Origin of the sequence: Phaeobacter italicus (assembly GCF_019801785.1) — a bacterium.
GTDB classification, from domain to species: domain Bacteria; phylum Pseudomonadota; class Alphaproteobacteria; order Rhodobacterales; family Rhodobacteraceae; genus Phaeobacter; species Phaeobacter italicus.
Map to the genome: position 1 here is coordinate 147,642 of NZ_JAHVIJ010000007.1, position 24,881 is coordinate 172,522.

The window sequence follows — 24,881 nt, forward strand, 5'->3', positions numbered from 1 at the left end:
TAAGTAGTTCAAATTATTCGAGAAAGGAGAGAGCGCCTTAACCATTTCACTTTATGGTCGCTTGCGATTTGAGCACGCAACAGGACCAAAGTGATGAGTGACACCATTAAGGGCGGCCAGGGGGTTGCAAGCCGTGCAACCAAGGATCAGCACGACAAGGAAGCCTTCGCAGCAGAGCTGTCTCGGGGCGTCCAGGTCACGCCAGAGGATCAAAGCCGCAGCACCCTTCACACCGGTGAGCAGCAGGAAGGCGCCTACATCGCCAAGAAAAATGTTGAGGGGACAGACAGCGGATCCGGCAGCGGCACAAACCCATCGGCCGCCTCACCTGCACAATCACCGCAATCATCAGGTTCAGACCCCCGCGGGCTCGCCCAGACCGGTCAATCGGCCGACTACCAGCAGCCCGCCGCCCCTGATGCACCCAACCCCGACAGCACAGGCCCCTCTCCCACTGGTGGGGAGGATGCCATGGCGTTTCGAACGGCCAGCACTGCTCCGAACACATCTGCCAAGGTGGCACCTGATGGGCCTGAGCCGACACGATCTCCCACCGGCGGTCCAGGGCTGGATGGTGTCAAAACACCAAACACCGATGGCACCCCTCCCACTAACACCGGGGGGGAACCCGCACCTGTAGATCCAGGAACCGAGCCAACGGAACCCGCCACTCCGACAGAGCCCGAGCCCTCCGAGCCTCGTACACCGCAAACACCTGAACCAAGCAAACCGCAAGAGCCCGAACCACAGCCCGGCACAGATGGCGCCCAGCCGGAGCCGCCAACCGATACAGGGCAACCGCCGGCGGTAAGCGGACCCAGCAACACGGACGGTGACGGTGACGGACCAGATCCGGCACCCTACACTCCACCCCCGAATTATGTGCCGGAAGACATGGATCTTTCCGGCAACAGCCTGAATGAAAACGACGACGGCGCTGTCGTCGGAACGCTGAGCACAAACGACCGCAATGGCGCTGACACGCACACCTATAGCGTCTCGGATGACCGGTTTGAGGTGGTCGATGGCCAACTGCAACTGAAGGACGGTGTCGCCCTCAACCACGAGGTCGAAGATCAGATCACCATCGACATCACTGTCACCGACAGCCAAGGCGCGGAATATATCGAGACATTCACCGTCGAGGTCACGGATACCAACGACGCGGTCACCGGCATGGACCTCTCTGGCACGCAGGTTTCGGAAAACGCGGGCGGCGCGGTTGTCGGCACCCTCTCGGCGCAGGACGAAGACGTAGAGGACACGCACAGCTATTCCGTCTCGGATGACCGGTTTGAGGTGGTCGATGGCCAGCTGCAGCTGAAAGACGGTGTCGCCCTCAACCATGAGGTCGAGGACCAGATCGACGTGCAGGTCACTGTCACGGACGCGGCGGGCACATCGCACACGGAAGGGTTCACCGTCGAAGTCACCGATACCAACGACGCCGTCACCGGCATGGATCTCTCCGGCACGCAGGTTTCGGAAAACGCGGGCGGCGCGGTTGTCGGCACCCTCTCGGCGCAGGACGAAGACGCAGAGGACACGCACAGCTATTCCGTCTCGGATGACCGGTTTGAGGTGGTCGATGGCCAGCTGCAGCTGAAGGATGGTGTCGCCCTCAACCATGAGGTCGAGGACCAGATCGACGTGCAGGTCACTGTCACGGATGCGGCGGGCACATCGCACACAGAGGGGTTCACCGTCGAGGTCACGGATACCAACGACGCGGTCACCGGCATGGATCTCTCCGGCACGCAGGTTTCGGAAAACGCGGGCGGCGCGGTTGTCGGCACCCTCTCGGCGCAGGACGAAGACGCAGAGGACACGCACAGCTATTCCGTCTCGGATGACCGGTTTGAGGTGGTCGACGGCCAGCTGCAACTGAAGGATGGCGTCGCCCTCAACCATGAGGTCGAGGACCAGATCGACGTACAGGTCACTGTCACGGACGCGGCGGGCACCTCGCACACGGAAGGATTCACCGTCGAGGTCACAGATGAAAATGAAGGGCCAAGTGGACTGAGCCTGAGCTCAGAGGTCGATAACCTGGTCCAAAACGGGAGTTTTGAGAACTTCGACCTTGATACAGGGCGGTGGCGCGCCTTTCGGGAAGATGATTCCGGCGGCTGGGATACCGACACAAGCATCGAAGTGTGGGACCACATGGGGCGCACCACTGCCTCAGAAGGCGAGCAGCACATCGAGATGGATTCCGGTCGCGGGATCGACAGCATCAGCCAGACCATTCAGACCAACGAAGGTCAGGTCTACGATCTTGGCATGGATCTGCGTGAGCGGCTTAGCAATGGCACGGACACCGTAGAAGTCTATTGGAACGACAACCTTGTGGGGGAGCTGAACCCCGACAGCAAGGAGTGGACCAACTTTGAGATGCAGGTGATCGGGACTGGCAATGACACGCTAGAGCTGCGGGAGGCCGCGGATCAGAATGACACCTATGGTGCGCTGGTCGACAATATTTCGGTCACTTCTGTTCAGAATGTTGTCGCCGAAAATGTCAGAGGGGCGATCATCAACCGCCTGAATTTCGAAGATCCCGACGAAGATGACACCCATATGTTTGAGGTTTCCGACGACCGGTTTGAGGTCGTAGACGGGGTTTTGCGGCTGAAAGAAACGGCGTCACTGGACTATGAAGAAGCCAGCGAAGTTGATGTGTCTGTAACGGTGATTGATTCCGGCGGTCTTAGTGCGTCAGAGACATTTACCATCGGTGTTGCCGATACAGCCGATCTTTCGGTGTCGACGGGATTTCAGGCCAGATATTTCGATGTCGATCATCACCTTGAGGAGCTTGATGACGTCGACTGGGACGCAGAGCCCACCCATCAAGAGCTTGTCTCCCAGATCGATTATGAAAACAGCGCGGATTCATTCTGGGAAGGCGGCGATACAGATACCTTTGGTGTAGAGATCAGCGGCGCGGTACAGGTCGACGAAGGCGGAACCTACAGGTTTGATCTGGGTGGCGATGACGGAGCTCAGTTGGTTGTGAACGGTCAGCCCGTCATCAAAAACGACGGGCTGCATTCCTACGAGACAAAATCGGGTGAGGTCGATTTGCCCCCGGGCACACACCACATCGAGATTAGATATTTCGAAAACTACGGCCACGCCGGGCTCAAACTCGAATGGGAAGGCCCTGGCATGGACGGGCCCGAATTGGTCACGGCGCCCGATATGTCAGAGGCACAAACCATTTCTGGCATGCCAATTGCGATGAACGTTGCTCATCCGGAAACCGAACTGAGCGATGCCACAAATCTGACAATCGAGGGCTTGCCCGTTGGCACAGTTGTGGAGTCAAACGGACAAACCATCGTGGTAGAGGATGGTGGCAGCGCTGATCTGACTGGCTTTGATACTGAGTTGCTGACGATTACGCCGCCCTACGATTTTGTTGGGCAAGTCGATGCAACGCTCAACATGACGGACAGCACGGCCCCCGTCGGGACAACTGCGATCCAGCAGCCCATCACTCTCAACGTGAATGAGGCCCATATCACAGAGCCAAGTGCGGAACTTGTGACAGGTTTTCGTGCGGATTACCTCGATGTGGACCACAGGATCGACACGCTGGACGATGTTGAATGGGATGCCACCCCAACCCATCAGGACCATAAGGGCGAAATCGACTATCAAAACAGCCACGACTCTTTTTGGGAAGACGGCTCAAACGACACATTTGCCACCCGGATTCAGGGCCAGGTAACGGTGGAAGAGGGTGGCAGCTATACGTTCTTCACCTCTGCAGATGATGGGGTCGTCGTCTACGCGAATGGCGAAGAAGTCGTGAAAGATGATGGCAACCATAGCTATCGCACGGACTCAGGTCAGATTGAGCTCGAACCAGGGACCCACGACATTGAAGTGCGGTATTTTGAAAACTACGGCCGCGCCGGGCTCAAATTGGAATGGGAAGGCCCGGATTCAGACGGGCGCGAGATACTGCAAGCCGATCAGAATGTTGCCGTCGACGTAAACGGCACTCTTGAGGTTGGTATTGATCTCAGCGCCGCCAGCAGTGGTGCTACAGTCGGGGTAGAGGGGTTGCCACCAGATACAATCGTCACAAGTGGCGACAAGGCAATCGTGACCGATGGGGGGCCCGTTGACCTGTCTGGGTGGAATATCAACGCTTTGGAAGTGTCCCCTCCACCTGGCTATGAAGGCGAGATCAACGGCGAGATCATTGTGAACGACACCGCGTTCAACGGCGCGCCGGTCACATCCAGCAGCGACTTCTCTATCCCGGTTGGTGACACGACCTTGGCCCCCGAGGCAGGTCTTCCGGACGCAGAAGTACCGGTTGCGATGTCAGATGGCGCCGCCGAAACAGCGTCAATGGACGCAGCATGGGACGAAGCCCCAGATGCAGGTGACGGCGGTGACAGCGCCGAACCTGCAGCGGAGCCAGATGTCATGGCGGAACCGGTTGTCGTCCCTGAGGCTCAAGAGGTTACGCAAATCAACACGGAGACCTATGAGCGCACGGACTGGTAACGCACTCCGCTGGTGTTCATGCGTAGTGCGCCACTTTCGCACCTGCCTCGTCGCGCCACATTGGCAGGCGCGACGGGTGTAAACGGCGCCGACAGGCTCTTCCCGCTCTGCCTGTTACGTCTCATCCACTGAAGGCATATCAGCCGGATCAGGTCTACCGACCTGATCAACAATATCGGGCTGATCTGCCTCCAGTTCTTCCTGATCTGCGGCCAGCGCCACGGTTTCCGGTGTGGAAATCCGCGCCAAAGGTGCCGCCTGGAACGCGCCTTTGTCATCGGGCGCCACAGCCGGAGCAAAGCGGATCCGCACAATGGCAAACAGGATCAGCAACACATGGGCAAAACCCGTGGTCAGAAACAGGCTGGACGTTCCGAAACTTGTCATCGCAAAACCAGCCACTGACGGCCCCACGATCGACCCAACCCCATAGACCAGCAGCAGCCCCCCGCTCACTTGAATGAAACTGCCGGGTTCTGCGTGATCGTTCGCATGGGCCACAATCACCGGATACATGGTGAAAACCGTCGCACCAAACAACGCCGCAAGACCCATTGCCACCAACGGCCCGGCACCGCCAACGGTGATGAAAAGGACATCGGCGACCAGCGCCAGAACCGCAATGCCAAGCAAGACAACACGCCGGTCATAGCGGTCCGATGCAATGCCAACCGGCAGCTGCATAACGGCCCCCGCGAGGATCGGAATGCTGGCAAACAGCGCAATATCGGTCAGCGGCAGGCCAATCCGCGCGGCATAAACAGCGGCAAGCGTACCAAAAGATGCATTGGAAACGCCCACCATGAGAACTGCAAAAACCGCGATGGGGGAATTTTTCCACAAAGCGGGTAGGTTCAGCGAGACCTGTGTCAGCGGGCGGGGTGTCGTTGTCGCGCTGATCGCTGTTGGCAAGAGAGCGAGACAGTAAACCATTGCTGCCAAAACAAAAAAGAAGAAACCAGAGGCGTCTCCCAGGGTGAGAACCATCTGCCCGGCTGTCGTCGCCATCAGGTTGACCATAGTATAGATGCCAAAGATGCGCCCGCGAGAAGCAGCATCGGCCCGCTCGTTCAACCAGCTCTCGACAACCATCGCTGCGGCGGCAAAACAGAACCCGGACAAGGCGCGCACCGGCACCCAGACCCAAGGTGTCACCAACAGAAGGGACATCAGAACGGCAATGGCAGCGATGGCACACATGGCACCAAAGGCACGGATATGGCCCACCTTCGCCACCAGGGCCGGCGTGCGCAGACAGCCCGCCACATAGCCGATGGCCCAACCCGTCCCCAGCAAACCAAGAGCCGCTGCACTGAACCCCTCTGCTTCACCGCGGATCGGCAGAATAAGACTGTTGACGCCTCCCGCAAAAAGCAGAAACGCGGATCCCATCAACAAGGCCGTCAAAGGCAGCAGACTTTTGACCATAAATTCCTCATCTCACTTCGTGGTCGGACGGCGCCCGCACCTCTTGAAGCAACAATACCCAATTGAAAAATCCACGCTGTTGGAAATCAAGCATATTCCACACAGCATGGTTCTGTCTTGCTCCCTTTAAATGGCAAACCTTTGACAAGCATCAAAAAAAGCGGCGCGCCAAGGGTATGCCAGCCATGCAAAAACATCGGGGCTCGCGTAGCCGGTGCTATTCCGCTGCGGAATGATAAGATGACTGTCCCAGATATGGATCCAACAAGCTGCGCAGATCGACCCTTGCACCGAGTTTGGTTGCAAGGAGCACGAGGCCACCCAGTTTTCGCTGCACGAACAAAACGTCCATCGGAACTGCGGGTGGCGCCACCCGCTCCTCCATCAGGGCAAAGCCCTCAGCCTGAATTTCCTGGGCCAATGAGGTGTCGGCAAAGTCAAACGCCTCTCCGGTTGTCAGAGCATCGAAAACACGCGTCATCATAGCCAGGATGCGTGTTTTCTGATCCGCGCTCAGATCTGTTGGCAGAAATCCCAACTGTCCCGCCGCTGTCTCCAGCGACACTTCTGAGGTCAGCCCCAGCCCCGCCCGCAGAAACTCGCGGTAGGCCATTGGCGTCTCGTCCGCGAGGGAACGGGTCGCTCCGAAATCAAGCAGGACAATACATCCGGTATCTTCCTGCCAGAGGTAGTTTGCGAAATTCGGATCACTCTGCATCACCGAGAATTCAAACAACTCGCGCAGAAACAGGGCGAAAAGGTCTCGCATGATCCCGTCGCGAACCGACTGCGCAGCGCTGGCAGCTTTTTCAATCGGCTGGCCCTGCATGAACCGCATCACAAGAACCGAGTCCGTAGACAGATGCGGACACTGTTCTGGCACAAGAAACCTGGGTTCCGCCATCAGCTGCTCGCCGAACCATCCCAGTTGGTTGCCCTCGCGCTGATAGTCTACTTCTTCGTGCAGCTGACGCCGCACTTCCTGCAGATACGGATCAAGATCAAAGCTGGCAGGGATCAACCGCGACGCCCGCAGCAGGCTCGCAATATTGGACAGATCACTGTCAATGCTTTGGGCGATGCCGGGATATTGGACCTTGACCGCAACATCTCGGCCATCAGGAAGGATCGCACGATGAACCTGCCCGATCGAGGCCGCCGCGATTGGCCGGACATCAAATCGTCGAAACCGCTTTTGCCAGCCTTCCCCCCAATTCTGATCGAGCACCTGTTTGAGTTGACGAGGCGGCATGAAGTCGGCCTCTGCCCGAAGACGTGAAAGGATAACAGCGAACTCCTGCGGAAGAATATCGCCAGCATCCATAGACAGCAGCTGGCCCAATTTCATCGCAGCGCCACGCATGGCGGCAAGCTCGGACGTGAGTTTACCAAGCGCTGCCGGTGTCACGGCCAGCTCTCGCAGCGAAGGCCGCGTCCCGCGCAAGACCGCCTGCATGCCTCCCACGGCGACCTGGCCCGCCAGATGCGCCGCAACCCCGCCAACGCGAAACGCACGAGAAACGCGCCCTGTCGGAACCGGTCTGGGCTGCATCTTGCCTGTTTTTGCTGACATACCTGCTGCTCCACCACTCAGCTTACACTGACATGCAGCTAAATCGGATAGCAGGGCCGTCAACTGGCAGAGCGCCCAAACCCAATGCATCGAAAACAGCTGTTGCAGTATGTGCGCAGTCCGAACATGTAAGCACAGCTACAAATAACACAAACTTGCACCCGTCCACGGCGTTCATTTAACGCTAGATTCACCTTCTGACCTCAATACAGGAAGTCAGACTCAGTGACCGATAGGATTGATTTTGAACTTTAGTATTCTGCACCGGATCACTGCGTCTCTTTGGGCAGCCCTTGCTGTCATCTGCAGTATTCTCCCTGACTCCTCCCTGGCCCAGACGCGTCCGATCCGCGTCAGCTATAGTGAGTTCAATCCCTATTCCTACACCGACAACAACGGGACAGCGCGTGGCTACGCCATTGATCTCATCCGCCATATCGCAACAAAGGCGGGATATGATGTCAGCTTTGTCGCTGGTGGCCATCCGGCCGGGATGATGGCGGCGTTGAAAGATGGGCGCGCTGATCTGACGTCGCTTTTGGCCCTGACACCCGCACGGCTTGAGGAGGCCATCGCAACCGACGAGATTGGCAGCTTTGACCTCACCGCATTCGTCGCGACAGAGGGTCCGGTCGAGGATTTATCTGATCTGACGGGCGGGAACATCGGCGCAGTCACTGGCAGTTTTGCCCTCAAGGGAGCGGAAAAAGTGCCCTTCGCCAATGTCGTGGAGTTTGACGAAAGCGACCACATGCTGATGCCGCTGCTCAATGGGGAAATCGATGCCATCGTGACATCGCGGGACAGCTATCTGAGACGTCTGCGCAGTGCCGGCCTTGACGGCGCGGTCGCGCCTCTTGAACCCGCACTCATTTCAAGCGCCGCCGCTCTCTACCTGCCTCCCGGCAACACTGCGCTTCAGGCAGATCTCAACCGGGTGATCCGCTCTGGTCTCGACAAGGCGCATATTAAGGACCTTCGTGAGAAATGGTTTGGGCGGGACAGTTCGCTATTCGACGATCCTATCGTGATCTGGGCCGCGCGATTGGCGTTATTGCTCACTGCTGTTGCAGGGTTTCTGGGCTATCGTGCCTTGGTCTATCGCGGCCGAGAGAAACAGCTGTTGCGCGCCCGCAAAGGCGACCAGCTTTTGATCAGCGCATTGGACGAGGTTGCCGCCGCTGTGGTCATTTTCGACAAGGATCTGCGGGCGGTCCACTGGAACCAGGGGATGGAGTTGATCTTTCCGCAGATGGTGCCGGGTCTGCGCTCAGGTGCGACACTGCGCAAACTGCTCACCCGATCGTACAGTGACGGAACCGTGCCACATGACATGGATGATGCCGCCATCGCCGACAGCGTGGAAACGATCATCGACGACATGCGAAATGGCCGAGATACCATTCGGATCATTCGCCTCGGCGATGGGCGCGTTTTCCAAGGTCGCGATGTTCCCTTGGGCAAGGACCACTATGCCACCATCCGTGTGGAAATTACCGAACACCAGAAGCAGCAGGACACGATCAAGGACCAGGCAGATCGCTTGGTGCTTGCGAATGAACAGTTGCGGACGTTCACGTCGATTGCCGCTCATGACCTCAAGACACCTCTGTTCAATCAGATCGCTCTGCTTGAATTCATCGGTGAAGACCTGACCGCCGCAGGCATCGAACTGCCGCCAGAGGTACGGGAAAATTGGGTGCAGCTCGAAAATGTCGCCCAACAGATGTTGCGGCTTGTTCAAGATCTCTCCATCTATGCCACGACCGACAGTGAGAACCAGACGGTTGAGCTGATCTCTCCCAGCGAGCGTCTGAAAGACGTGCTGCATCTGGCGCAGCCTCGCTCGGGCTTTCAGATCACGATCGACGATGACATGCCTGATCTTCTGGTCAATGCGACCGCCTTTGACATGGTTATGCGCAACCTGCTGACGAACGCGATCAAACATCACGACAAGGACTTCGGGCGCATCTCTGTGCGTGCGCGGAAAACTGACAGCGGGCTTACCCTTCTCGTGCAGGACGACGGCCCCGGCATCGCCGCACCTTTCAGAGAAAAGATATTTGAGCCTTTCACACGTCTGTCGACGCAGACAGATGGGTCGGGTCTTGGACTTGCCTTTATCAAGAAAACAGTCGCGAGCTGGGGCGGCACAGTGAGTGTCAAACCGGCAGAGCCGCGCGGCAGTGTATTTGAGGTGACATTTCCGCACCCAAAGGGCGGTGCACAGATCCTGCCGCTTCTTGATCCAAAGACCGCGCAGACCGGTCGGCAAGTTTCCAAAACCGGGTAAACGCTATCCTGCCAAAATTGATGCCCCGCTTTCCCCCGGAAGCGGGGTTTTTCTTGTGTCAGTCTGACAGATCCAGAAAATCTTCACCCCCGACACACACGGAAATATCACGAAAACACGGGTGATTACGGAATTATATCAACTTTTGTGATAGCGCCATCACGATTAGTCTTTTGCAAAACAAGACAGATCTGTCCACCTTGAGATCATCGAAACAAGGCAAGTCACAGTTTCTAGTAACTCTGAAAAAGTGGCTACCTTTCATGATGTTAAAGGACACAAAATGAAACTGACGTTCAAATCCACCGCAACCTCTGCCGTCTTGGCAGCAGCGAGCACCCTGTTTCCCACCGCGACCCTGGCAGGAGAAAGCCCATTCTCTGTCGCCCTCAACACAACAGAAATTGATGGTTTGACCATCGCCTACCGTGAAGCAGGTGATCCCGAAAACCCGACCCTCTTGCTGCTGCATGGCTTTCCAACCTCGTCGCATATGTTCCGCAACCTGATCCCGGAGCTCGCAGACAGCTATCATGTGATTGCGCCCGACTATCCCGGTTTCGGTGCGTCAGATATGCCTGACGCGGCAAACTACGACTACAGCTTCGCAAATACCGCCGAGATCGTGACCAAACTGATCGACAGCAAGGGCGTCGAAGACTACAGCGTCTATCTGATGGACTATGGTGCACCGGTCGGCTTCCGCATGTTTGCAGAGCATCCAGAGCGCGTGACCGGCTTCATCATCCAGAACGGCAACGCCTATGATGAAGGCCTGCGGGAATTCTGGGACCCGATCAAGGCATATTGGAGCGAGCCTTCTGTCGCGAACGGCGATGCGTTGCGTGCCTTTCTGACCCTCGATGCAACGAAATGGCAATTCACCCACGGGGTTGGGGACGTTTCCAAGGTAAGCCCCGACAACTTCTGGCATGTGCAGTATCTCCTCGATCGCCCTGGCAACCAAGAGGTCCAGTTGGAGATGTTCCTGGACTATGGCACCAACGTGCCGGAATACCCCAAGTGGCAGGCTCTGTTTCGCGAGCATCAGCCCCCTGCTCTGATCGTCTGGGGCAAGAATGACTACATTTTCCCTGCCGAGGGTGCGCATCCCTACAAGGCGGATCTGAAAGACGTGGAGTTCCATCTGTTGGATACCGGCCATTTCGCGCTGGAAGAATACGGATCGGAAATTGCCAGTGAAATCCGCGACTTTCTGCAGCGCACCACGAATTGATCACAGACAACCCAGGCGTCCGCATCAGGGCGGGCGCCCACCTACAAATTTGTCCTGCTCTTACAGCTGGCAGGAAAAGGAACAAAAAGATGACAACCACTCATATTTCACCCGATCTTGGAAACCTTCGCCGCATTGCTGCCTTCTCCTCTGGTCACGAGGGGGGCAACCCAGCCGGGGTTTTAATCACGGATCACGCCCCCAACGATAGCGAGATGCAAGCCATCGCCGCAGAAGTCGGCTATTCCGAAACCGCATTTGCAAGCCCAGATGGCGAACACTGGCGCGTGCGTTATTTTTCCCCCGAAGGTGAAGTCGATTTCTGCGGCCATGCGACCATTGCGCTGGGGCGGGCCCTTAGCGATCTGAAGGGGCCGGCACGCTATGACCTGCGCATCAACGCCGGTGACATCAGCGTCGCAAGCCATACCGACGACAGCGGCAAAACTCTGATTGAGCTGCAATCCCCCCCAACACGAAGCGGCCCGGCTGAAGGGGCCGTGTTGGCCGAAGCGCTTGCGCTGTTTGACCTGTCCGAAGAGGATCTTGATCCTGCACTGCCTCCCGCCATTGCAAACGCAGGCAATGACCATCTTGTTCTCGCGCTGCGACAACGCGACCGGTTGGCCAGAATGGAATATGATCTCGCGGATGGTCGCCGTCTGATGGAGCGCCACGGTCTGACCACCATCAATTTGATCGTGGCTGGAGAGGACGGGCTGTTTCTGTCGCGCAATGCCTTCGCTATTGGCGGAGTGCTTGAAGATCCTGCAACCGGGGCCGCAGCGGCCGCACTGGCAGGTTATCTGCGGGATATCGACTGGCCACTGGATTGGTCGCCAAAGGAAGCCGCTGACGCTGCGCGGGCAGAAATCCGCATCGAGCAAGGCGACGATATGGGTGTTCCCTCGCGGTTGCGGGTCAGCATCAGCCCAGAGAAAGGCGCGCCCGTCGCAGTCTCAGGTCAGGCGCGCGATATCACTTGATCTTGTGGATGGCCTGCTTGCCTGCCCTGCAGGCGGGCCGCTCACGTCTTGGCGCTGCTGTCTTCCGCACGCCAGGTCAGAAATGCATTGAACAGCTGCTGTTGGGTGCTCACCCCAAGTTTGGCATAGGCATTGCGGCGGTGGGTCTTTACGGTCGGGACCGCGATGCCAAGTGTCAGGCTGATCGACAGGCTGGAATGCCCCTTCAGGATCAGCTGCATCACCTCCGCCTCGCGGGTAGAAAGCACATCCCGGCCAAAGGCCTCAAGGCGGGCGGGCTCAGGCTTTGGCGCCCCGCCATGATCCTGCCCTTCCCAAAGCTGCTGAAATGCACATTCAAAAAGAGGCAGAAAGGGGCGCAGCCTGTTCAGGTGATCATCGCAAAACCCACCATCAACAGCCGGGCGCGCCATGCTCAGCTCGCCCATCGCGCCATCAGGCAGCCGCACCAAAAGGGCCAGTTCCTGCAAGCCGGCGGGCCACCCCGGTGTCCGGTACCCGATTTCTTCTTCGTTCTCGACCAGAACAGTCGCATCCACTGATGCAGGGTTCCAATTGTCTGGCGCCAGATCCGCCATGCGATGCAGGCCAGGCGAAACCCCGGACAGCACCGCATTATAGACGGGATTCAAGAGGTACGTGCTCTCCACGTAAAGCTGCACAGCCGCTTTGGCAGCACCTGCCGGGTAGGTGTCGGCCAAATAGACCGGCTGATGGTTTTCTCGATTGATCACGCAAAAAGCCGCCGAAATCGGGATCAGCGAGGACGCTGCCGCAATCAAACCAGAGGCATCCGCGCGGCCCGAACACACCGCGGAAAAAGCGGTATTTGCCGCATTGATATCACTGGAATCGAACAACATGCTGCGGGCTTACCTTATTGGCGTCAGGCGCTGAGGGACACGATATCATCCTTCGGGATGATAGGCAGTTTGGGATTTACTGGCGTAGGGTCTGCGAAACTTCAAGGATCCATACCATGTCCAATGCCCCTCTCGTTCTGGATGCCGCGACGGTCTCACAATATCTGCCGCATATCGACGTCCTGCAGGAAATGCGTCAGCTGTTTGTTGAACTCGGCCGCGCACAGGCAGTCCAGCCTGCTCAAACACTCACCCTCTTTCCTGATGAGCGCGGTGATTTCATCACCTACCTCGGCGCCGCTGCCGGTGCGGGGGTCTTTGGTGCAAAACTCTCGCCCTATCTGGTGCAGGATGGGCCGCCGATCATCACCGCCTGGACGGTCCTGATGTCGATGGAAACCGGTCAACCCCTGATGCTATGCGATGCCGGTCAACTGACCACCGAACGAACCGCAGCAACGACGGCCCTGGCTGTGGATCATCTTGCGAAACAGGATACCACTACGCTAGCAATTATCGGCACAGGCGGAGTTGCACAGGCCCATTGGCGGCAGGCACGCGCTCTGCGCCAGTGGGAGAAGGTGGTTGTTTACTCTCCGCGTCTAAGCCAGTCTGGCGACGTGCAGCAGATATGGAGAGACCTCTGCCCGCAGGTCACTTTTGCCAGCAGCGCAGAAGGCGCAGCCGAAGGTGCCGATGTGGTGATGCTGTGCACCTCCTCAGGCACACCTGTTGTCGACGCCGCTGTCATTGGCCCAGGAACACTCGTCACGTCGATCAGCACCAATGTCGCCAGAGCGCATGAAATCGACCCCGCGTTTCTGAGTGCGGCAGACGTGTACTGCGACTACCGCCAGACCACACCAACCACAGCCGGGGAAATGCAGATCGCCGCGCAAGAGCATGGTTGGTCAGCTGACCGCGTTCAGGGCGATTTGCCGGGCCTTGCCATCGCGCAGTGCCCCACCCCGAGCGGCACGCGACCCATTTTCTTTCGCTCCATCGGCTTGGGGCTTGAGGATATTGCCGTTGCCCATGCACTCTTTCGCGCGGCGAGCGCCTGAACTCAACGAAAGGACACCCAATGCATATCGAACCGTTTGGCGTCGAAATCTGGATGAACGAGTGGGAAACCAAATGCGAATGGAATCTCGCTGAAACCTGCGTTGAAAGCATCACGATTGCCGAACTTCTTGATCTGTGCGGGCACAGCACAGAAGATCTCTCTGATCTGCTCGGCATGAAGATGACCTATGGCGCAATCGAAGGTTCTGACCGGCTTCGCAGTGCAATCGCAGATCTTTATCCCTCACAGACCGCTGAAAACGTGATCGTCACCCATGGCACCATCGGGGCGAACATGCTGGTGCACAAGGCACTGGTCAGCGCTGGCGACAGGGTCGTTGCGGTGGTTCCGACCTATCAGCAACACTACTCCATCCCCGCCAGCATCGGCGCGGATGTTCAGCAGCTAAAGCTCCGCGAAGAGGACGGTTTCCTGCCGGATCTTGATGCTCTGCGTGCCCTCGTCACAACGGAAACCAAGCTGATCGCGATCAATAACCCCAACAATCCCACAGGTGCCCTGATGGACCGGGACATGCTGCATCAAATTGCCGAGATTGCACGCAGCGTTGGGGCCTGGGTTCTGTGCGACGAGGTGTATCGCGGCACGGATCAAGACGGCGATGGCATGACAGATTCGATTGCCGACATCTATGAGAAAGGCATTTCAACCGCCGGCATGTCCAAGGCCTACTCGCTCGCAGGACTGCGTCTGGGGTGGGTCACAGCCCCAAAAGACGTGATTGAGGCCGTCGCCATCCATCGTGACTATGACACCATTTCTGTTGGGATGATCGACGATCACTTTGCAGCGATGGCCTTGGAAAACCGCGACAAGATCCTCGCCCGCAGTCAGCTCATCACCCGCACGAACCTCGCCATTTTGGACGACTGGATCGCAGCGGAACCCAAGATCAGTTGGGTCAAACCACGTTCTGGCACCACGGCCTTGCTGAAATATGACCTGCCATTGACCTCACGGGATTTCTGCATCCGTTTGCTTCAGGAAACAGGCGTCATGTTCACTCCCGGCTCAGCGCTTGGCATGGAGGGTTATGTCCGGATCGGCTATGCCAACGGGTCCGATATCTTGCGTAGGGGCCTTGCGCTGGTGTCAGAGTTCATGGCCCGCCACAAGTAAGCAACCGATTTGACCCGGCATTTCGACGGCCTGACTGCTGCGACAGTCGGGCCGTTTTGTTTTGTGTTTTGGAACCAGCCATCGGGCTGGGGCGTTTGAACACCAAGACCTGATAACAGAAAGGCCGAAACAATGACCCATACTGCTGATCTGGGAGACCAGGCACGCGGCCACGCCGCAGATCTTGTAGGCAAAGCCAAGGAAACCGCCCATCGCTCTGTGCGCGATGCCACCGACCAGGCCCGCCAGCATGTCGCAGGCGAAGTGCACGGTGCGGCAGAGGCCGCCCAAGCAGCCGCAAATTCATTTGACAGCAACGGGATGCAGGCACAGGCGGCACAGGTGATTGCCTCTCACCTGGAGGACGCAGCCGAGCGGGTCCGGACGCTGGATGTAGAAAAAACTGTCTCAGACGTCAGCCAGTTCGCTCGCCGCAACCCCCTGCTGTTCCTGAGCGCCGCCGCGCTCGCCGGATTTGCGGCGACCCGCTTCCTCAAAGCGAGCGAACCTGACGCCGCAGCACCGGATGGGCAGCCGCTCCCAACCCCGCATATTCATGAAGGGACAGATCATGACCCGGCCTGATATTCGAAACGCCCCAGATCTGCTGCTGAACGTACTGCGCCAGTTTTCCGATCTGTTGCGTAGCGAGGCGGAACTGGCAAAATCCGAGCTGAAGGAGAAAGCGTCGAACGCCCGCGACGGTGCAATCGCGCTGGTTGCCGCGGCCATCGTGGCATTGGTGGCCCTGCATGTTCTCGCGGCGGCATTGGTTGCATGGATCGGAACACTGGGCCTAGGTCCCGGCCTTGCTGCCCTGATTGTTGGAGGTGCACTGCTGGTCGTGTGCCTTGGCCTTCTGTTGTTTGCCAAGTCACGGCTCAGCAGCGAAGCCCTTACGCCGACACGTACCATCGAAAATGCCAAACGCGATGCCGCACGCATCAAGGAGGCTGCACATGTCCGATACTAAGAGACTTGAACAGGAACTTGAGATCAAACGCCAGAACCTGGCCCGATCTGTATCTGGTCTCAGCGATGTGATTGCGCCGCGCAATGTGGCCCATCAAATCAGCGAGACCGCCCAAGGCTATGGCGGCGAAGTCGCAGGCCAGGTGGTTCAGGCGGCTCGGCGCAATCCTGCGGGTCTCATGCTTGCTGGCGCGGGGCTTGCCCTGATGGCAACCGGCACCGGCAGCCGACCCGTCGTGACATCGCGCAAGACAATCGCCACCCCCCCGGCGGAGGCATTTGTGGGATTTGATGCACGGGTCGCAAAAGCAGACGCAGCTATGAAGAAGGAGATGACAGGGATGACCGACGAAACCCTTCGCACGAACAAAATGCGCGACACATTGCAGGCAGGTCTGGACAAACTCCCGGCAAGTGCCCGCAAACGTGTGCTGGATGCTCGCACCTCGGCGTTGAAAGCGCAGGAGAAAGTAGAAGCATACACCACGCGACAAGCCCGCGCTGGCAAGACGTTCTATTCCGAAAACCCCCTCGCGGTCGGCGCTATTGCCTTGGGTATGGGGGCGCTGATCGGGGCTCTCTTACCTTCCACGAAACGGGAGGACGAACTGCTTGGCGCCCATCGCGATGCGCTAGCGGCCAAGGCAGAAGCAGCCCTGCAAGAAGAGATGGACAAGATCCATCGCCGGGCAGAGGCCAAAATTGACGAAGTTGCTTCGGCCTGATTTCTCAGGTGCTGTGAAAACGAATGCCCTCACCGCTGATCTCTGCAGCGGTGAGGCGCCCTGTCGCATAGGCACCGGTATCAATTTCCACTCGGCCCCCGATCATTCGGGGCTCGGGAACGATCCAGTGGCCATGCACCACCCATAGACCATCAGTACGCTCGGTGCTGCGCGCTTCTGTGGCCCCCCACAGCAGATCATCGCGAATCTGGTTGTCGAAACTGCGGGCAGGGTTGGCCCCTGCATGAGCCATGAAGACATTTCCACTGATCGCACCGCGCGGCAGCGCGCGCACCCAGTCTATCAGCTCCTCGCCCATTGCATCGCGCAACTGTGCCGCCGCGCGGTGGTAATCTTCAGGCGCAGAATGGGCCGTGACCCCACCGACCCCAAAACTCGCCAATGTCTGCAGACCGCCATTTTGCAGCCAAAACGCACCATTTGACGCGGGATCATCGAGAAAATCCAACAACATAGCTTCATGGTTGCCCATGAGGGATGTGATATCCGGCCGCCCCATAAGGCGACGCAGCACAGCCGCGCTTTCTTCGCCCCGATCCACATAGTCGCCGATGCAGACAATCGGCACGCCTGGATCGAATTTTTCCATAAGAGCTGCCAGCAGACGATCACATCCGTGGATGTCGCCGATGACGTAAAACCGCAACTCAGGTGCAAAATCTGCAAATTCTTGTGGCTTCGCCCATAAATTAGTAAATAATTCCTTAATCATGAGCAGTGCTCCTTGGGGGTCTGACGCGCTGAACCGGCGAAGTGCCGGGCTAGTGTTAGGCAGGGTTGGGAGCCGTGTGAAGAACGCACTGCCAAAAAATGGCGGGCAACATTGAGGCTGGGCAGGGATGCGGGCAAGCGCATGTCTTCTATTTGGTTGTCTGAGCATGCTCGGCGGCCCACTCGTGGCGACCCGTGGTCCCGCGCAGACACTGACGACCTATGGGTCGCCCGGCCTGATCGACATGCCAACGGCAGAGGTCTTTCCTGACGGCACGCTGGCGCTGACCACCGCGAACTTTGAAAACACCAGCCGCAACACGCTCGCGTTTCAGTTTTTGCCGTCCGTTTACGGAACATTTCGCTACAGCTTTTTGCGCGACTTCGACTCCGGTGTCGGCCTCAGCCGATACGATCGCAGTTTTGACATACACTTTCAGCTTCGTGAAGAAACCGCCCGTGGACCAGCCATCGCGCTCGGCCTGCGCGATTTTGGCGGGACTGGCATCTATGCGAGCGAATATCTCGTCGCGACCAAACATCTGGTGCCGTCCGTTTCTGTGACGGGTGGTATCGGGTGGGGGCGTCTGGCCGGGCGCGGAGGCCAACGCAACCCCTTAAGCGTTCTTGATGGTCGCTTTGACACGCGCCCCGACTCCAACGCTGGTGGGATCGCGACAACGGGCCAACTGGATTTCGGCAACTGGTTCCGGGGCGATGCGGCCTTTTTCGGCGGGGTGAAATGGGATGTGAATACTCGCCTGACATTGACCGCCGAATATTCCTCTGATGATTACGCACCAGAAGCGCAGCGTGGTCTGATCGACGTTCGGTCTCCGATCAACCTTGGTGCAACTTATCGCTTCGATAACGGCGTATCTCTGGGGGGATCCTATCTGAACGGCTCCACCCTCGCCCTTCAGCTGAGCTATGCCTTCGATCCGCGCAAACCAAAGGCTCCGGGCGGACAAGGGGCAGCGGCTCCCGCTTTGCTCCCCAAGGAGCAGGTGGCCCTGGCCTCCTGGAACCTGCCACGGGATGGCACCAGCCCTGACAGCAAGGTCACGGCAGAACTGCGCCGCAACCTGAAAGGCCAGGGCCTGCGTCTGATCGGATTTTCGCAGAATAAGCACCGAACCGATGTGACAGTTGAAAACCTTCGGTATGGCGCAGGCGCTCAAGCGGTGGGCCGGACCGCCCGCGTTCTTGCCAATACGCTGCATCCTGAAATCGAGACCTTTGTCATCACGCTTGCCGAGGACGGAGTGCCGATCACCACAATCACCAGCCAGCGCGACGATCTTTATGCACTGGAAACGGATGTGGACGGCGCATGGCGCAGCCTGGCACGCAGCCAGATCGCTGACGCCGCGCCGGCGATTTCGGGGCAGGATCAGGCTGCGGCTTTTCCCGCCTTCACCTACCGATTTGCGCCCTACACCCAGCTGTCGTTCTTTGATCCCGATGAACCGCTTAGATACGAACTTGGCGCGCAGCTTGAGGCAGATTTCCAACCTGCGCCCGGGCTCACTTTCTCCGGCCAGTTGCGCCAGCCTGTGATTGGAAATCTCGACAACGACACGCGCCCGTCCAATTCGGTACTGCCACGGGTCCGCTCCGATTGGGGGCGCTATGCTGCGGACTCCGATCTGCGGCTGAGCCACCTGACGGCAGACTATCAATGGCGCCCGCATGAGGATGTATTCGCCCGTGTGACCGGCGGCTATCTGGAGCAGATGTTCGGCGGGCTGTCAGCCGAGGTTTTGTGGTTCCCCGTCGGCAGCAGCCTCGCGCTAGGCGCAGAACTGAACTACGCCAAACAGCGTGATTTCGACGGCAAACTTGGATTTCAGGACTACGACGTGATGACCGGTCACGCTTCGGTCTATTACAAAACGCGCGGGGATTATCACGTCCAGGTCGATATGGGCCGGTATCTTGCTGGCGACTGGGGGACAACCCTGACTGTGGACCGAGAGTTCAACAATGGCTTCAAGGTCGGAGCCTTTGCAACGATGACAGATGTCTCCTCTGCCGAGTTTGGCGAGGGATCTTTTGACAAGGGGATCCGGATTGAAGTTCCCGTTTCCTGGTTCACTGGCAAGCCATCCCGCAAGAAGGTGACGCAGGTCATCCGCCCTGTCCTGCGCGATGGCGGCGCGCGGTTGAACGTTCGCAACAGGCTCTATGAAACGGTGCGTGACAACCGCGGCCGTGAGCTCGCGACAGGATGGGGGCGTTACGCACGATGATCTTGACTCACCGCGCAATCCGAACCGGCTTTGTCGCCAGCGTCCTTGGCGTCTTGGCCGCCTGCACAAATGGCGAAGCAGAGGTTTCGCCGTTTCAGGCGCTGACCAGCCGGGAGGCGCCCAGCCACAAGGCCCATGTCACTGCGCTGGCACGATCTGGACAGCCACAACTTCAGGTCAGCATCCCAAAGTCCAGCCGCGGTGGGCTCATGGTGAGAGAGACCCAGCGGAACGGGCTGACAACCTGGCTGTCCGCTGATGGCGCGAGCCTCCAGACGCGCAATGGCCTCCTGCAAGCGACCCGTGGACTCGGCGCGGGGCTGATGGCAGTCGATGACGCGCAGTCCGCTCGTCTCATTCACGCCCGAGAGACCGGGCAAGCGCTACGGTTTCACAGCTTTTTGTCCGGAAACAACACGATCCAAACCCGCAGCTATCATTGCGAGATCACCGATCGTGGCGTGAGAGAGCTGACCGTTGGGGATGAGACAGTCACAACTCGCCTGATGGCTGAAACCTGCGCCAACGGCGAACAACGTTTCTTGAATCTTTACTGGCTGGACGACGCAACGCATCAGCTGGTGCAAAGCCGCCAATGGTCTGGCCCATACCTCGGCAACATAACCACACGTCTGCGGAGGGCCACATGACAGCGACCACCCCGTCCACAACGACAAGATCCGCTACCGGAGGAATACCAATGCGCCTGATGACCATGATCTGCTGCGCCGCGCTCGCTGTGGCGGGATGCTCGACAGTCTACCGCAGCTCAGACGTCATCCCCGGATCAACGGATGGCACCCAAGTTCGCGTTGTTCCCCTGACCGGTGAGACCGTCATCCAGGCCAACCGCGCGCCATATGCGCCCCAATCGCTGCCCTCTGCCTTTAGCCAAAGCGCGGGCACAGGTGCAGGGCTTGCAGGGCGCGGGGTCGGCGTTCTGCCGGATGCGCCATCCACACAGGCCGGTGCCCGCAATCAACAGCTGGTTCTGAACAGCCCTCCCCCGATTTCCCCCGGCGCCTATCGCATTGGCGTTGGTGATGTCGTGATGCTGGCAACCCCCTCGACCGGCAACACACTCGAAGCCATTTCAGGGCTTCTTGCCGCTCAAAACAGTCGCAGCGGCTATACCGTTCAAGATGATGGCTCCATCAATATCCCTGACGTTGGCCGGGTCAGAATTGCTGGCCTCACGATCGAAGACGCCGAAGAGCTGCTGTTCCAGCGGCTGGTTGAGGCACAATTCGATCCAACCTTCAGCCTTGAGATTGCAGAGTTCAACTCGCAGCGCGTCGCCATTGGTGGGGCGGTCGGCAAACCTGCGGTTCTGCCAATCACACTGACACCGCTTTACCTCAGCGAAGCGCTGGCCGCTGCGGGGAGCGTCGCCGCCGCAAATATCGATGTGACCTCTGTGCGGATTTACCGGGATGGTCAGTTGTATCAGATCCCGTTGGCTGATTTCTATTCCAGCCCCGATCTGCAGAATATCCGGCTGGTTGCCGGTGACTCGGTTTTTGTCGACAGCGATTTTGATCTCAATCGCGCCGAACGCTTCTTTGAACAGCAAATCCGGTTGAAGCAAACCACACTTGCGGCACGCGCTCAGGCTCTGAGCGAGCTGAACACAGCTGTCAGCCTGCGTCGCAACGACAACGCGGAACGGCGCGCCAATTTCGAGGCCCGCGAAGCGCTTGGTGCGAGCGACCGCGACTATGTCTACCTGACCGGAGAGGTCGACAAGCAGACACGCTATCCTCTGCCCTACGAACGGCAGGCCTCTCTGGCTGACGCGCTTTATGATGCGGGTGGCGGTATTGCTCGCGAAACCGGGGACGTGTCGCAGATCTACGTTTTGCGTGCCTCAAGCGATCCACGGGAGTTCGGCGCTGTCACAGCATGGCACCTCAATGCATCCAGTGCCGCCAATCTGACACTGGCCACCCGGTTTGAACTGCGCCCGGATGACGTGATCTTTGTCGCCGAAAACCCTGTTACAAAATGGGGCCGAACGCTGCGCCAGATCACTCCGTCCCTCATCACAACGCCCGTCGCGGCTGCGGTCAACTAGACAAGAAGGCACCTATCATGCGTGATCTCTTGGCTGTCACATTCGGTTTGGGCATCGCTTTAGCCGGGCTGCCCTGCCCCACGTCTGCAATTGCGCAGGAGCAGAGACAGGTAGAGCTGGATTGCGAGGATGAACGTAACGCGGAAGAAGAGGCATGCCTGTTTGTTCAGGGGTCGACCTCGGCCGAGTTCGCCCCCTTGATTGCCCCGGTTGTTGGCCTGCTGGGCCTGGCGCTGATTGCTGGCGCCGGGTCTTCTGGCTCCACCAGCACGGTGAGCACGGACTAACCGGCGATCCAGTCGGCAGCGCGCCGCAAATCTGCGAGCATATCAGCCCGCGCCCGTTGGACTGCCGCGGCATCAGACAAACGCAGAAGAAATGACGGATGCAAGGTGATCAGGACGGGCAGGCCATCGGCACGCCATTCTACCCGCCCACGTCTGTCGGTGATCGCTTTACCTGATCCCAACAGGGCCTGCGCCGCGCTGGCGCCCATTGCAACAATGAGCCGTGGCTGAATCAGCGCGATCTCTGCGCGCAGCCAGGGATTGCAGATGGCGATTTCATCCTGACTTGGCTTTTGGTGCAAACGTTTGCGCCCGCGCGGCAAGAACTTGAAGTGTTTGACGGCATTGGTCACAAACGCCTCTTCCCGCTTGAGCCCCGCTTCGGCCATCAACAGATCAAACAACTGCCCCGCCGGGCCAACAAAGGGGCGGCCCACCAGATCCTCGTGATCACCGGGCTGTTCCCCAACAAACATCAGCTCAGCGGATTGTGGCCCCTCTCCCGCCACCGCCTGTGTCGCAGGCTTGTGCAGCGGACACCTGGTACAGGCGCTGATGTCAGAAGGCAGATCTCCGCCCGGGGCCTGCCAGTGGGGGTTTGCCTCTGGTAGATTTGCCTGGATCCGCTCCGCCCGCAGTGGCGGCAGGGTCGGCGCGGCCTCCGCCATTTCGCGGGCGCGTGCAGGTGCATTTGCAATCAGATCAGGAATCGCCGCCGCCTCAGGCATGTTCTTCCAATATTTCTTTGGCATCTCTGATTGCATGGCCTGAACCTTTAGCCGCGCAGGGTTAAAGATGTTGCGGAAATACGTGACCCAGAGCTGTTCGCTTGCATCGTCGGGCAACTCCGGACGGGGCTGCCCCGGTTCAAACCGCAGCTTTCCGCCCTCGAAAATCGCGGACACATCCGGGGTGAGGATCCGCCAATCCATATCGGCAAATCGCCTGACAAAGAAATCAGCAGTGGGTTCGACGGTATGATGGCTTGGCTCGAACCACGCCGCAAAAGACCTGCGCGCTGCATCAGGCTCTCCAATCTCGCGGAAGCGCACGAAGGCTTTCATCTTGTGCTGGCAGCGGGACACGTTCTTTTCCATTCGCCGCAAGACGGACAGATCGGCATCACCGCGATCCTGCATGTGCGCACGGCCTGAACGCAGACGCCATAGAAACGCATAGAGCCTTGCAAACCGGCTGGGATCACGGTGCCAAACCACCTTGTCAGCCATAGAGATAAAGCTGCGTGGCACTTTCACTTGTCCGCTTGGAGGTTTGGCCGCATCTGCCCCGAACAGATCTGGCGACGCACTGTCATCTCCCCACAGAATCTGATCGGGTGGGACGTTCTTTGCCAAAAACCCGCGCGCCGCCTCGCGCCAGGCTGTGGCGGCACCTATTTGAGGGATCTCTGCCCGATACATCAAAACAACGACAATTGCTGCGGCGGCGGCGCAAACCGCGCCCGCAGATCGACACTGTCGGTCAGCGCGCCGGGGCTCCAACCACCCGCCACCACAAAAGCACGCGCCTTTTTCATCGACGCCCCCATCCGCGCCAGATCCTCGTAGCGCAATGTCCGATGTCGACGGGTCGACAGAATGCGGGACACGGTTTTGACGCCGAACCCCGGAACCCGCAGCAGCATTTCTTTGCTGGCCCGGTTCACATCCAGTGGAAACACCGCGCGATGCGCCAGCGCCCAGGCCAGCTTTGGGTCGATATCAAGATCCAGATTGCCATCCGGCGTCACAGATGTGATTTCATCCAGCTGAAAATCATAGAACCGCAGCAACCAGTCGGCCTGATACAGGCGATGCTCCCGCTGCAAAGGCGGCGACACCAATGGCAGTTTGGCTGAACTGTCTGGAATGGGCGAAAAGGCAGAATAATAAACACGCTTCAGCTTGTAGCTGGAATAAAGGCGCGTCGACTGTCCCAACACTTTGGCATCGTTGGAACCATCCGCCCCGATAATCATTTGCGTGGACTGACCAGCCGGGGCAAACCGCGCTGGACGCTTGCCTGAAAATGACCTGTCTCCCGCAGCCTCCTTTCTCAGCCGCACATCACCCATCGCCTTGCGAATTTGGGATGGGTCTTTTTCCGGCGCATGCTCTCGCACGGCTGTATCGCTTGGCATTTCGACGTTGATTGACAGGCGATCAGCCAGCAGGCCCGCCTCCTCAATCAGCTCCGGCGCTGCATCCGGGATCGTCTTGAGGTGGATATACCCACGAAAATTCTCTTCCTGCCGCAGCTTGCGGGCAATCTGCACCATGTCGGCCATCGTCGCGTCAGGAGAGCGGATGATCCCTGACGACAGGAACAGACCTTCAATGTAGTTGCGGCGGTAGAACTCAATAGTGAGCTTGACCACCTCATCCACCGTAAACCGGGCTCGCTGCACGTTCGAAGAGACGCGGTTCACGCAATAGGTACAGTCATATATGCAGAAATTCGTCATCAGGATCTTGAGCAGGCTGATACACCGCCCATCCGGCGCGTAGGCATGACAGATGCCTGTACCTTCGTTTGATCCCAGCCCCTTTCCATCCCGCGAATCCCGTTTCGTTGATCCGGAGGAGGCGCAAGAGGCATCGTATTTCGCTGCATCGCTGAGGATGGCGAGTTTTTCTTCCAAAGATTGCCGAGTCATATGTTCTATATATGTTCACGCCGACGGGCGGGCAACTCAATTAGAACAAACCGGGATCAGAACCTGC

The 24,881-nt window shown here is 58.5% G+C and carries 19 protein-coding genes; 13 read left to right on the plus strand and 6 right to left on the minus strand.

All coding sequences use genetic code 11. The features are described 5' to 3' along the window. The first annotated feature begins 93 nt into the window (after positions 1-93). Positions 94-4,527: a PA14 domain-containing protein gene (locus KUV39_RS18745; RefSeq protein WP_222460371.1), complete on the plus strand. Its 4,434-nt coding sequence runs from the start codon at positions 94-96 to the stop codon at positions 4,525-4,527. A gap of 114 nt (positions 4,528-4,641) precedes the next feature. Here KUV39_RS18745 and KUV39_RS16570 read toward each other — a convergent pair whose 3' ends face one another. Beyond that, complete coding sequence (locus tag KUV39_RS16570; protein ID WP_222460372.1) at positions 4,642-5,955, minus strand: MFS transporter; 1,314 nt, start codon at positions 5,953-5,955, stop codon at positions 4,642-4,644. A 217-nt stretch (positions 5,956-6,172) separates the two neighbouring features. Then, entirely contained in the window at positions 6,173-7,528 is a 1,356-nt protein-coding gene (locus KUV39_RS16575; protein ID WP_244998418.1) for an ABC1 kinase family protein, read from the minus strand. A gap of 244 nt (positions 7,529-7,772) precedes the next feature. On the opposite strand from KUV39_RS16575, the gene KUV39_RS16580 reads away from it, so the two are divergent. The 3 genes from KUV39_RS16580 to KUV39_RS16590 all read left to right on the plus strand — a co-directional run bounded on the left by KUV39_RS16580 (position 7,773) and on the right by KUV39_RS16590 (position 12,047). Next, positions 7,773-9,824, plus strand: a complete 2,052-nt coding sequence (locus KUV39_RS16580; protein WP_222460373.1) for an ATP-binding protein — start codon at positions 7,773-7,775, stop codon at positions 9,822-9,824. 283 nt (positions 9,825-10,107) lie between these two features. Next, positions 10,108-11,061 (plus strand): alpha/beta fold hydrolase, encoded by a 954-nt coding sequence (locus KUV39_RS16585; RefSeq protein ID WP_209035258.1) that lies wholly within the window; start codon positions 10,108-10,110, stop codon positions 11,059-11,061. 89 nt (positions 11,062-11,150) lie between these two features. Beyond that, on the plus strand, positions 11,151-12,047 hold the full coding sequence (locus KUV39_RS16590) for a PhzF family phenazine biosynthesis protein (protein WP_222460374.1): 897 nt from the start codon (positions 11,151-11,153) through the stop codon (positions 12,045-12,047). Between the two features lie 41 nt (positions 12,048-12,088). Here KUV39_RS16590 and KUV39_RS16595 read toward each other — a convergent pair whose 3' ends face one another. Then, complete coding sequence (locus KUV39_RS16595; RefSeq protein ID WP_222460375.1) at positions 12,089-12,910, minus strand: helix-turn-helix transcriptional regulator; 822 nt, start codon at positions 12,908-12,910, stop codon at positions 12,089-12,091. 116 nt (positions 12,911-13,026) lie between these two features. On the opposite strand from KUV39_RS16595, the gene KUV39_RS16600 reads away from it, so the two are divergent. The 5 genes from KUV39_RS16600 (at position 13,027) to KUV39_RS16620 (ending at position 16,813) form a co-directional block, all read left to right on the plus strand. Further along, positions 13,027-13,974, plus strand: coding sequence for an ornithine cyclodeaminase family protein (locus KUV39_RS16600; RefSeq protein WP_222460376.1), 948 nt, complete (start codon positions 13,027-13,029; stop codon positions 13,972-13,974). Positions 13,975-13,994: 20 nt separating this feature from the next. After that, positions 13,995-15,116 (plus strand): aminotransferase, encoded by a 1,122-nt coding sequence (locus KUV39_RS16605; RefSeq protein WP_222460377.1) that lies wholly within the window; start codon positions 13,995-13,997, stop codon positions 15,114-15,116. A 132-nt stretch (positions 15,117-15,248) separates the two neighbouring features. After that, complete coding sequence (locus tag KUV39_RS16610) at positions 15,249-15,701, plus strand: hypothetical protein (protein ID WP_222460378.1); 453 nt, start codon at positions 15,249-15,251, stop codon at positions 15,699-15,701. Continuing rightward, on the plus strand, positions 15,688-16,089 hold the full coding sequence (locus tag KUV39_RS16615) for a phage holin family protein (RefSeq protein ID WP_222460379.1): 402 nt from the start codon (positions 15,688-15,690) through the stop codon (positions 16,087-16,089). Before KUV39_RS16610 ends, KUV39_RS16615 begins: the two co-directional genes overlap by 14 nt. Then, positions 16,076-16,813, plus strand: coding sequence for a hypothetical protein (locus KUV39_RS16620; protein WP_222460380.1), 738 nt, complete (start codon positions 16,076-16,078; stop codon positions 16,811-16,813). Before KUV39_RS16615 ends, KUV39_RS16620 begins: the two co-directional genes overlap by 14 nt. Before the next feature lie 4 nt (positions 16,814-16,817). Here the strand turns inward: KUV39_RS16620 and KUV39_RS16625 are convergent, their stop codons facing one another. Beyond that, positions 16,818-17,546, minus strand: coding sequence for a metallophosphoesterase (locus tag KUV39_RS16625; RefSeq protein WP_222460381.1), 729 nt, complete (start codon positions 17,544-17,546; stop codon positions 16,818-16,820). A 166-nt stretch (positions 17,547-17,712) separates the two neighbouring features. Between KUV39_RS16625 and KUV39_RS16630 the strand changes: the two genes are divergently transcribed. Genes KUV39_RS16630 through KUV39_RS16645 form a run of 4 tightly spaced genes read left to right on the plus strand, consistent with a single transcriptional unit; the run spans position 17,713 to position 22,158 of the window. Next, on the plus strand, positions 17,713-19,797 hold the full coding sequence (locus KUV39_RS16630) for a YjbH domain-containing protein (protein ID WP_244998419.1): 2,085 nt from the start codon (positions 17,713-17,715) through the stop codon (positions 19,795-19,797). Then, positions 19,794-20,447, plus strand: coding sequence for a YjbF family lipoprotein (locus KUV39_RS16635; RefSeq protein ID WP_244998420.1), 654 nt, complete (start codon positions 19,794-19,796; stop codon positions 20,445-20,447). Before KUV39_RS16630 ends, KUV39_RS16635 begins: the two co-directional genes overlap by 4 nt. Positions 20,448-20,497: 50 nt before the next feature. After that, positions 20,498-21,871, plus strand: a complete 1,374-nt coding sequence (locus tag KUV39_RS16640) for a polysaccharide biosynthesis/export family protein (RefSeq protein ID WP_008563472.1) — start codon at positions 20,498-20,500, stop codon at positions 21,869-21,871. Between the two features lie 17 nt (positions 21,872-21,888). Continuing rightward, complete coding sequence (locus tag KUV39_RS16645; RefSeq protein ID WP_222460384.1) at positions 21,889-22,158, plus strand: hypothetical protein; 270 nt, start codon at positions 21,889-21,891, stop codon at positions 22,156-22,158. Here KUV39_RS16645 and KUV39_RS16650 read toward each other — a convergent pair. Then, positions 22,155-23,579, minus strand: a complete 1,425-nt coding sequence (locus KUV39_RS16650; RefSeq protein WP_222460385.1) for a UdgX family uracil-DNA binding protein — start codon at positions 23,577-23,579, stop codon at positions 22,155-22,157. The genes KUV39_RS16645 and KUV39_RS16650 overlap by 4 nt on opposite strands. Further along, positions 23,579-24,814, minus strand: a complete 1,236-nt coding sequence (locus tag KUV39_RS16655; RefSeq protein WP_046212238.1) for a putative DNA modification/repair radical SAM protein — start codon at positions 24,812-24,814, stop codon at positions 23,579-23,581. Before KUV39_RS16655 ends, KUV39_RS16650 begins: the two co-directional genes overlap by 1 nt. Positions 24,815-24,881 lie beyond the last annotated feature (67 nt).

Excerpts from the sequence above, each read along its gene's own strand:
- KUV39_RS18745 (WP_222460371.1), top strand. The coding sequence starts at position 94 with ATGAGTGACACCATTAAGGGCGGCCAGGGGGTTGCAAGCCGTGCAACC.
- KUV39_RS16570 (WP_222460372.1), bottom strand. The coding sequence starts at position 5,955 with ATGGTCAAAAGTCTGCTGCCTTTGACGGCCTTGTTGATGGGATCCGCG.
- KUV39_RS16575 (WP_244998418.1), bottom strand. The coding sequence starts at position 7,528 with ATGTCAGCAAAAACAGGCAAGATGCAGCCCAGACCGGTTCCGACAGGG.
- KUV39_RS16585 (WP_209035258.1), top strand. The coding sequence starts at position 10,108 with ATGAAACTGACGTTCAAATCCACCGCAACCTCTGCCGTCTTGGCAGCA.
- KUV39_RS16590 (WP_222460374.1), top strand. The coding sequence starts at position 11,151 with ATGACAACCACTCATATTTCACCCGATCTTGGAAACCTTCGCCGCATT.
- KUV39_RS16595 (WP_222460375.1), bottom strand. The coding sequence starts at position 12,910 with ATGTTGTTCGATTCCAGTGATATCAATGCGGCAAATACCGCTTTTTCC.
- KUV39_RS16600 (WP_222460376.1), top strand. The coding sequence starts at position 13,027 with ATGTCCAATGCCCCTCTCGTTCTGGATGCCGCGACGGTCTCACAATAT.
- KUV39_RS16605 (WP_222460377.1), top strand. The coding sequence starts at position 13,995 with ATGCATATCGAACCGTTTGGCGTCGAAATCTGGATGAACGAGTGGGAA.
- KUV39_RS16610 (WP_222460378.1), top strand. The coding sequence starts at position 15,249 with ATGACCCATACTGCTGATCTGGGAGACCAGGCACGCGGCCACGCCGCA.
- KUV39_RS16615 (WP_222460379.1), top strand. The coding sequence starts at position 15,688 with ATGACCCGGCCTGATATTCGAAACGCCCCAGATCTGCTGCTGAACGTA.
- KUV39_RS16620 (WP_222460380.1), top strand. The coding sequence starts at position 16,076 with ATGTCCGATACTAAGAGACTTGAACAGGAACTTGAGATCAAACGCCAG.
- KUV39_RS16625 (WP_222460381.1), bottom strand. The coding sequence starts at position 17,546 with ATGATTAAGGAATTATTTACTAATTTATGGGCGAAGCCACAAGAATTT.
- KUV39_RS16630 (WP_244998419.1), top strand. The coding sequence starts at position 17,713 with ATGCTCGGCGGCCCACTCGTGGCGACCCGTGGTCCCGCGCAGACACTG.
- KUV39_RS16635 (WP_244998420.1), top strand. The coding sequence starts at position 19,794 with ATGATCTTGACTCACCGCGCAATCCGAACCGGCTTTGTCGCCAGCGTC.
- KUV39_RS16640 (WP_008563472.1), top strand. The coding sequence starts at position 20,498 with ATGCGCCTGATGACCATGATCTGCTGCGCCGCGCTCGCTGTGGCGGGA.
- KUV39_RS16645 (WP_222460384.1), top strand. The coding sequence starts at position 21,889 with ATGCGTGATCTCTTGGCTGTCACATTCGGTTTGGGCATCGCTTTAGCC.
- KUV39_RS16650 (WP_222460385.1), bottom strand. The coding sequence starts at position 23,579 with ATGTATCGGGCAGAGATCCCTCAAATAGGTGCCGCCACAGCCTGGCGC.
- KUV39_RS16655 (WP_046212238.1), bottom strand. The coding sequence starts at position 24,814 with ATGACTCGGCAATCTTTGGAAGAAAAACTCGCCATCCTCAGCGATGCA.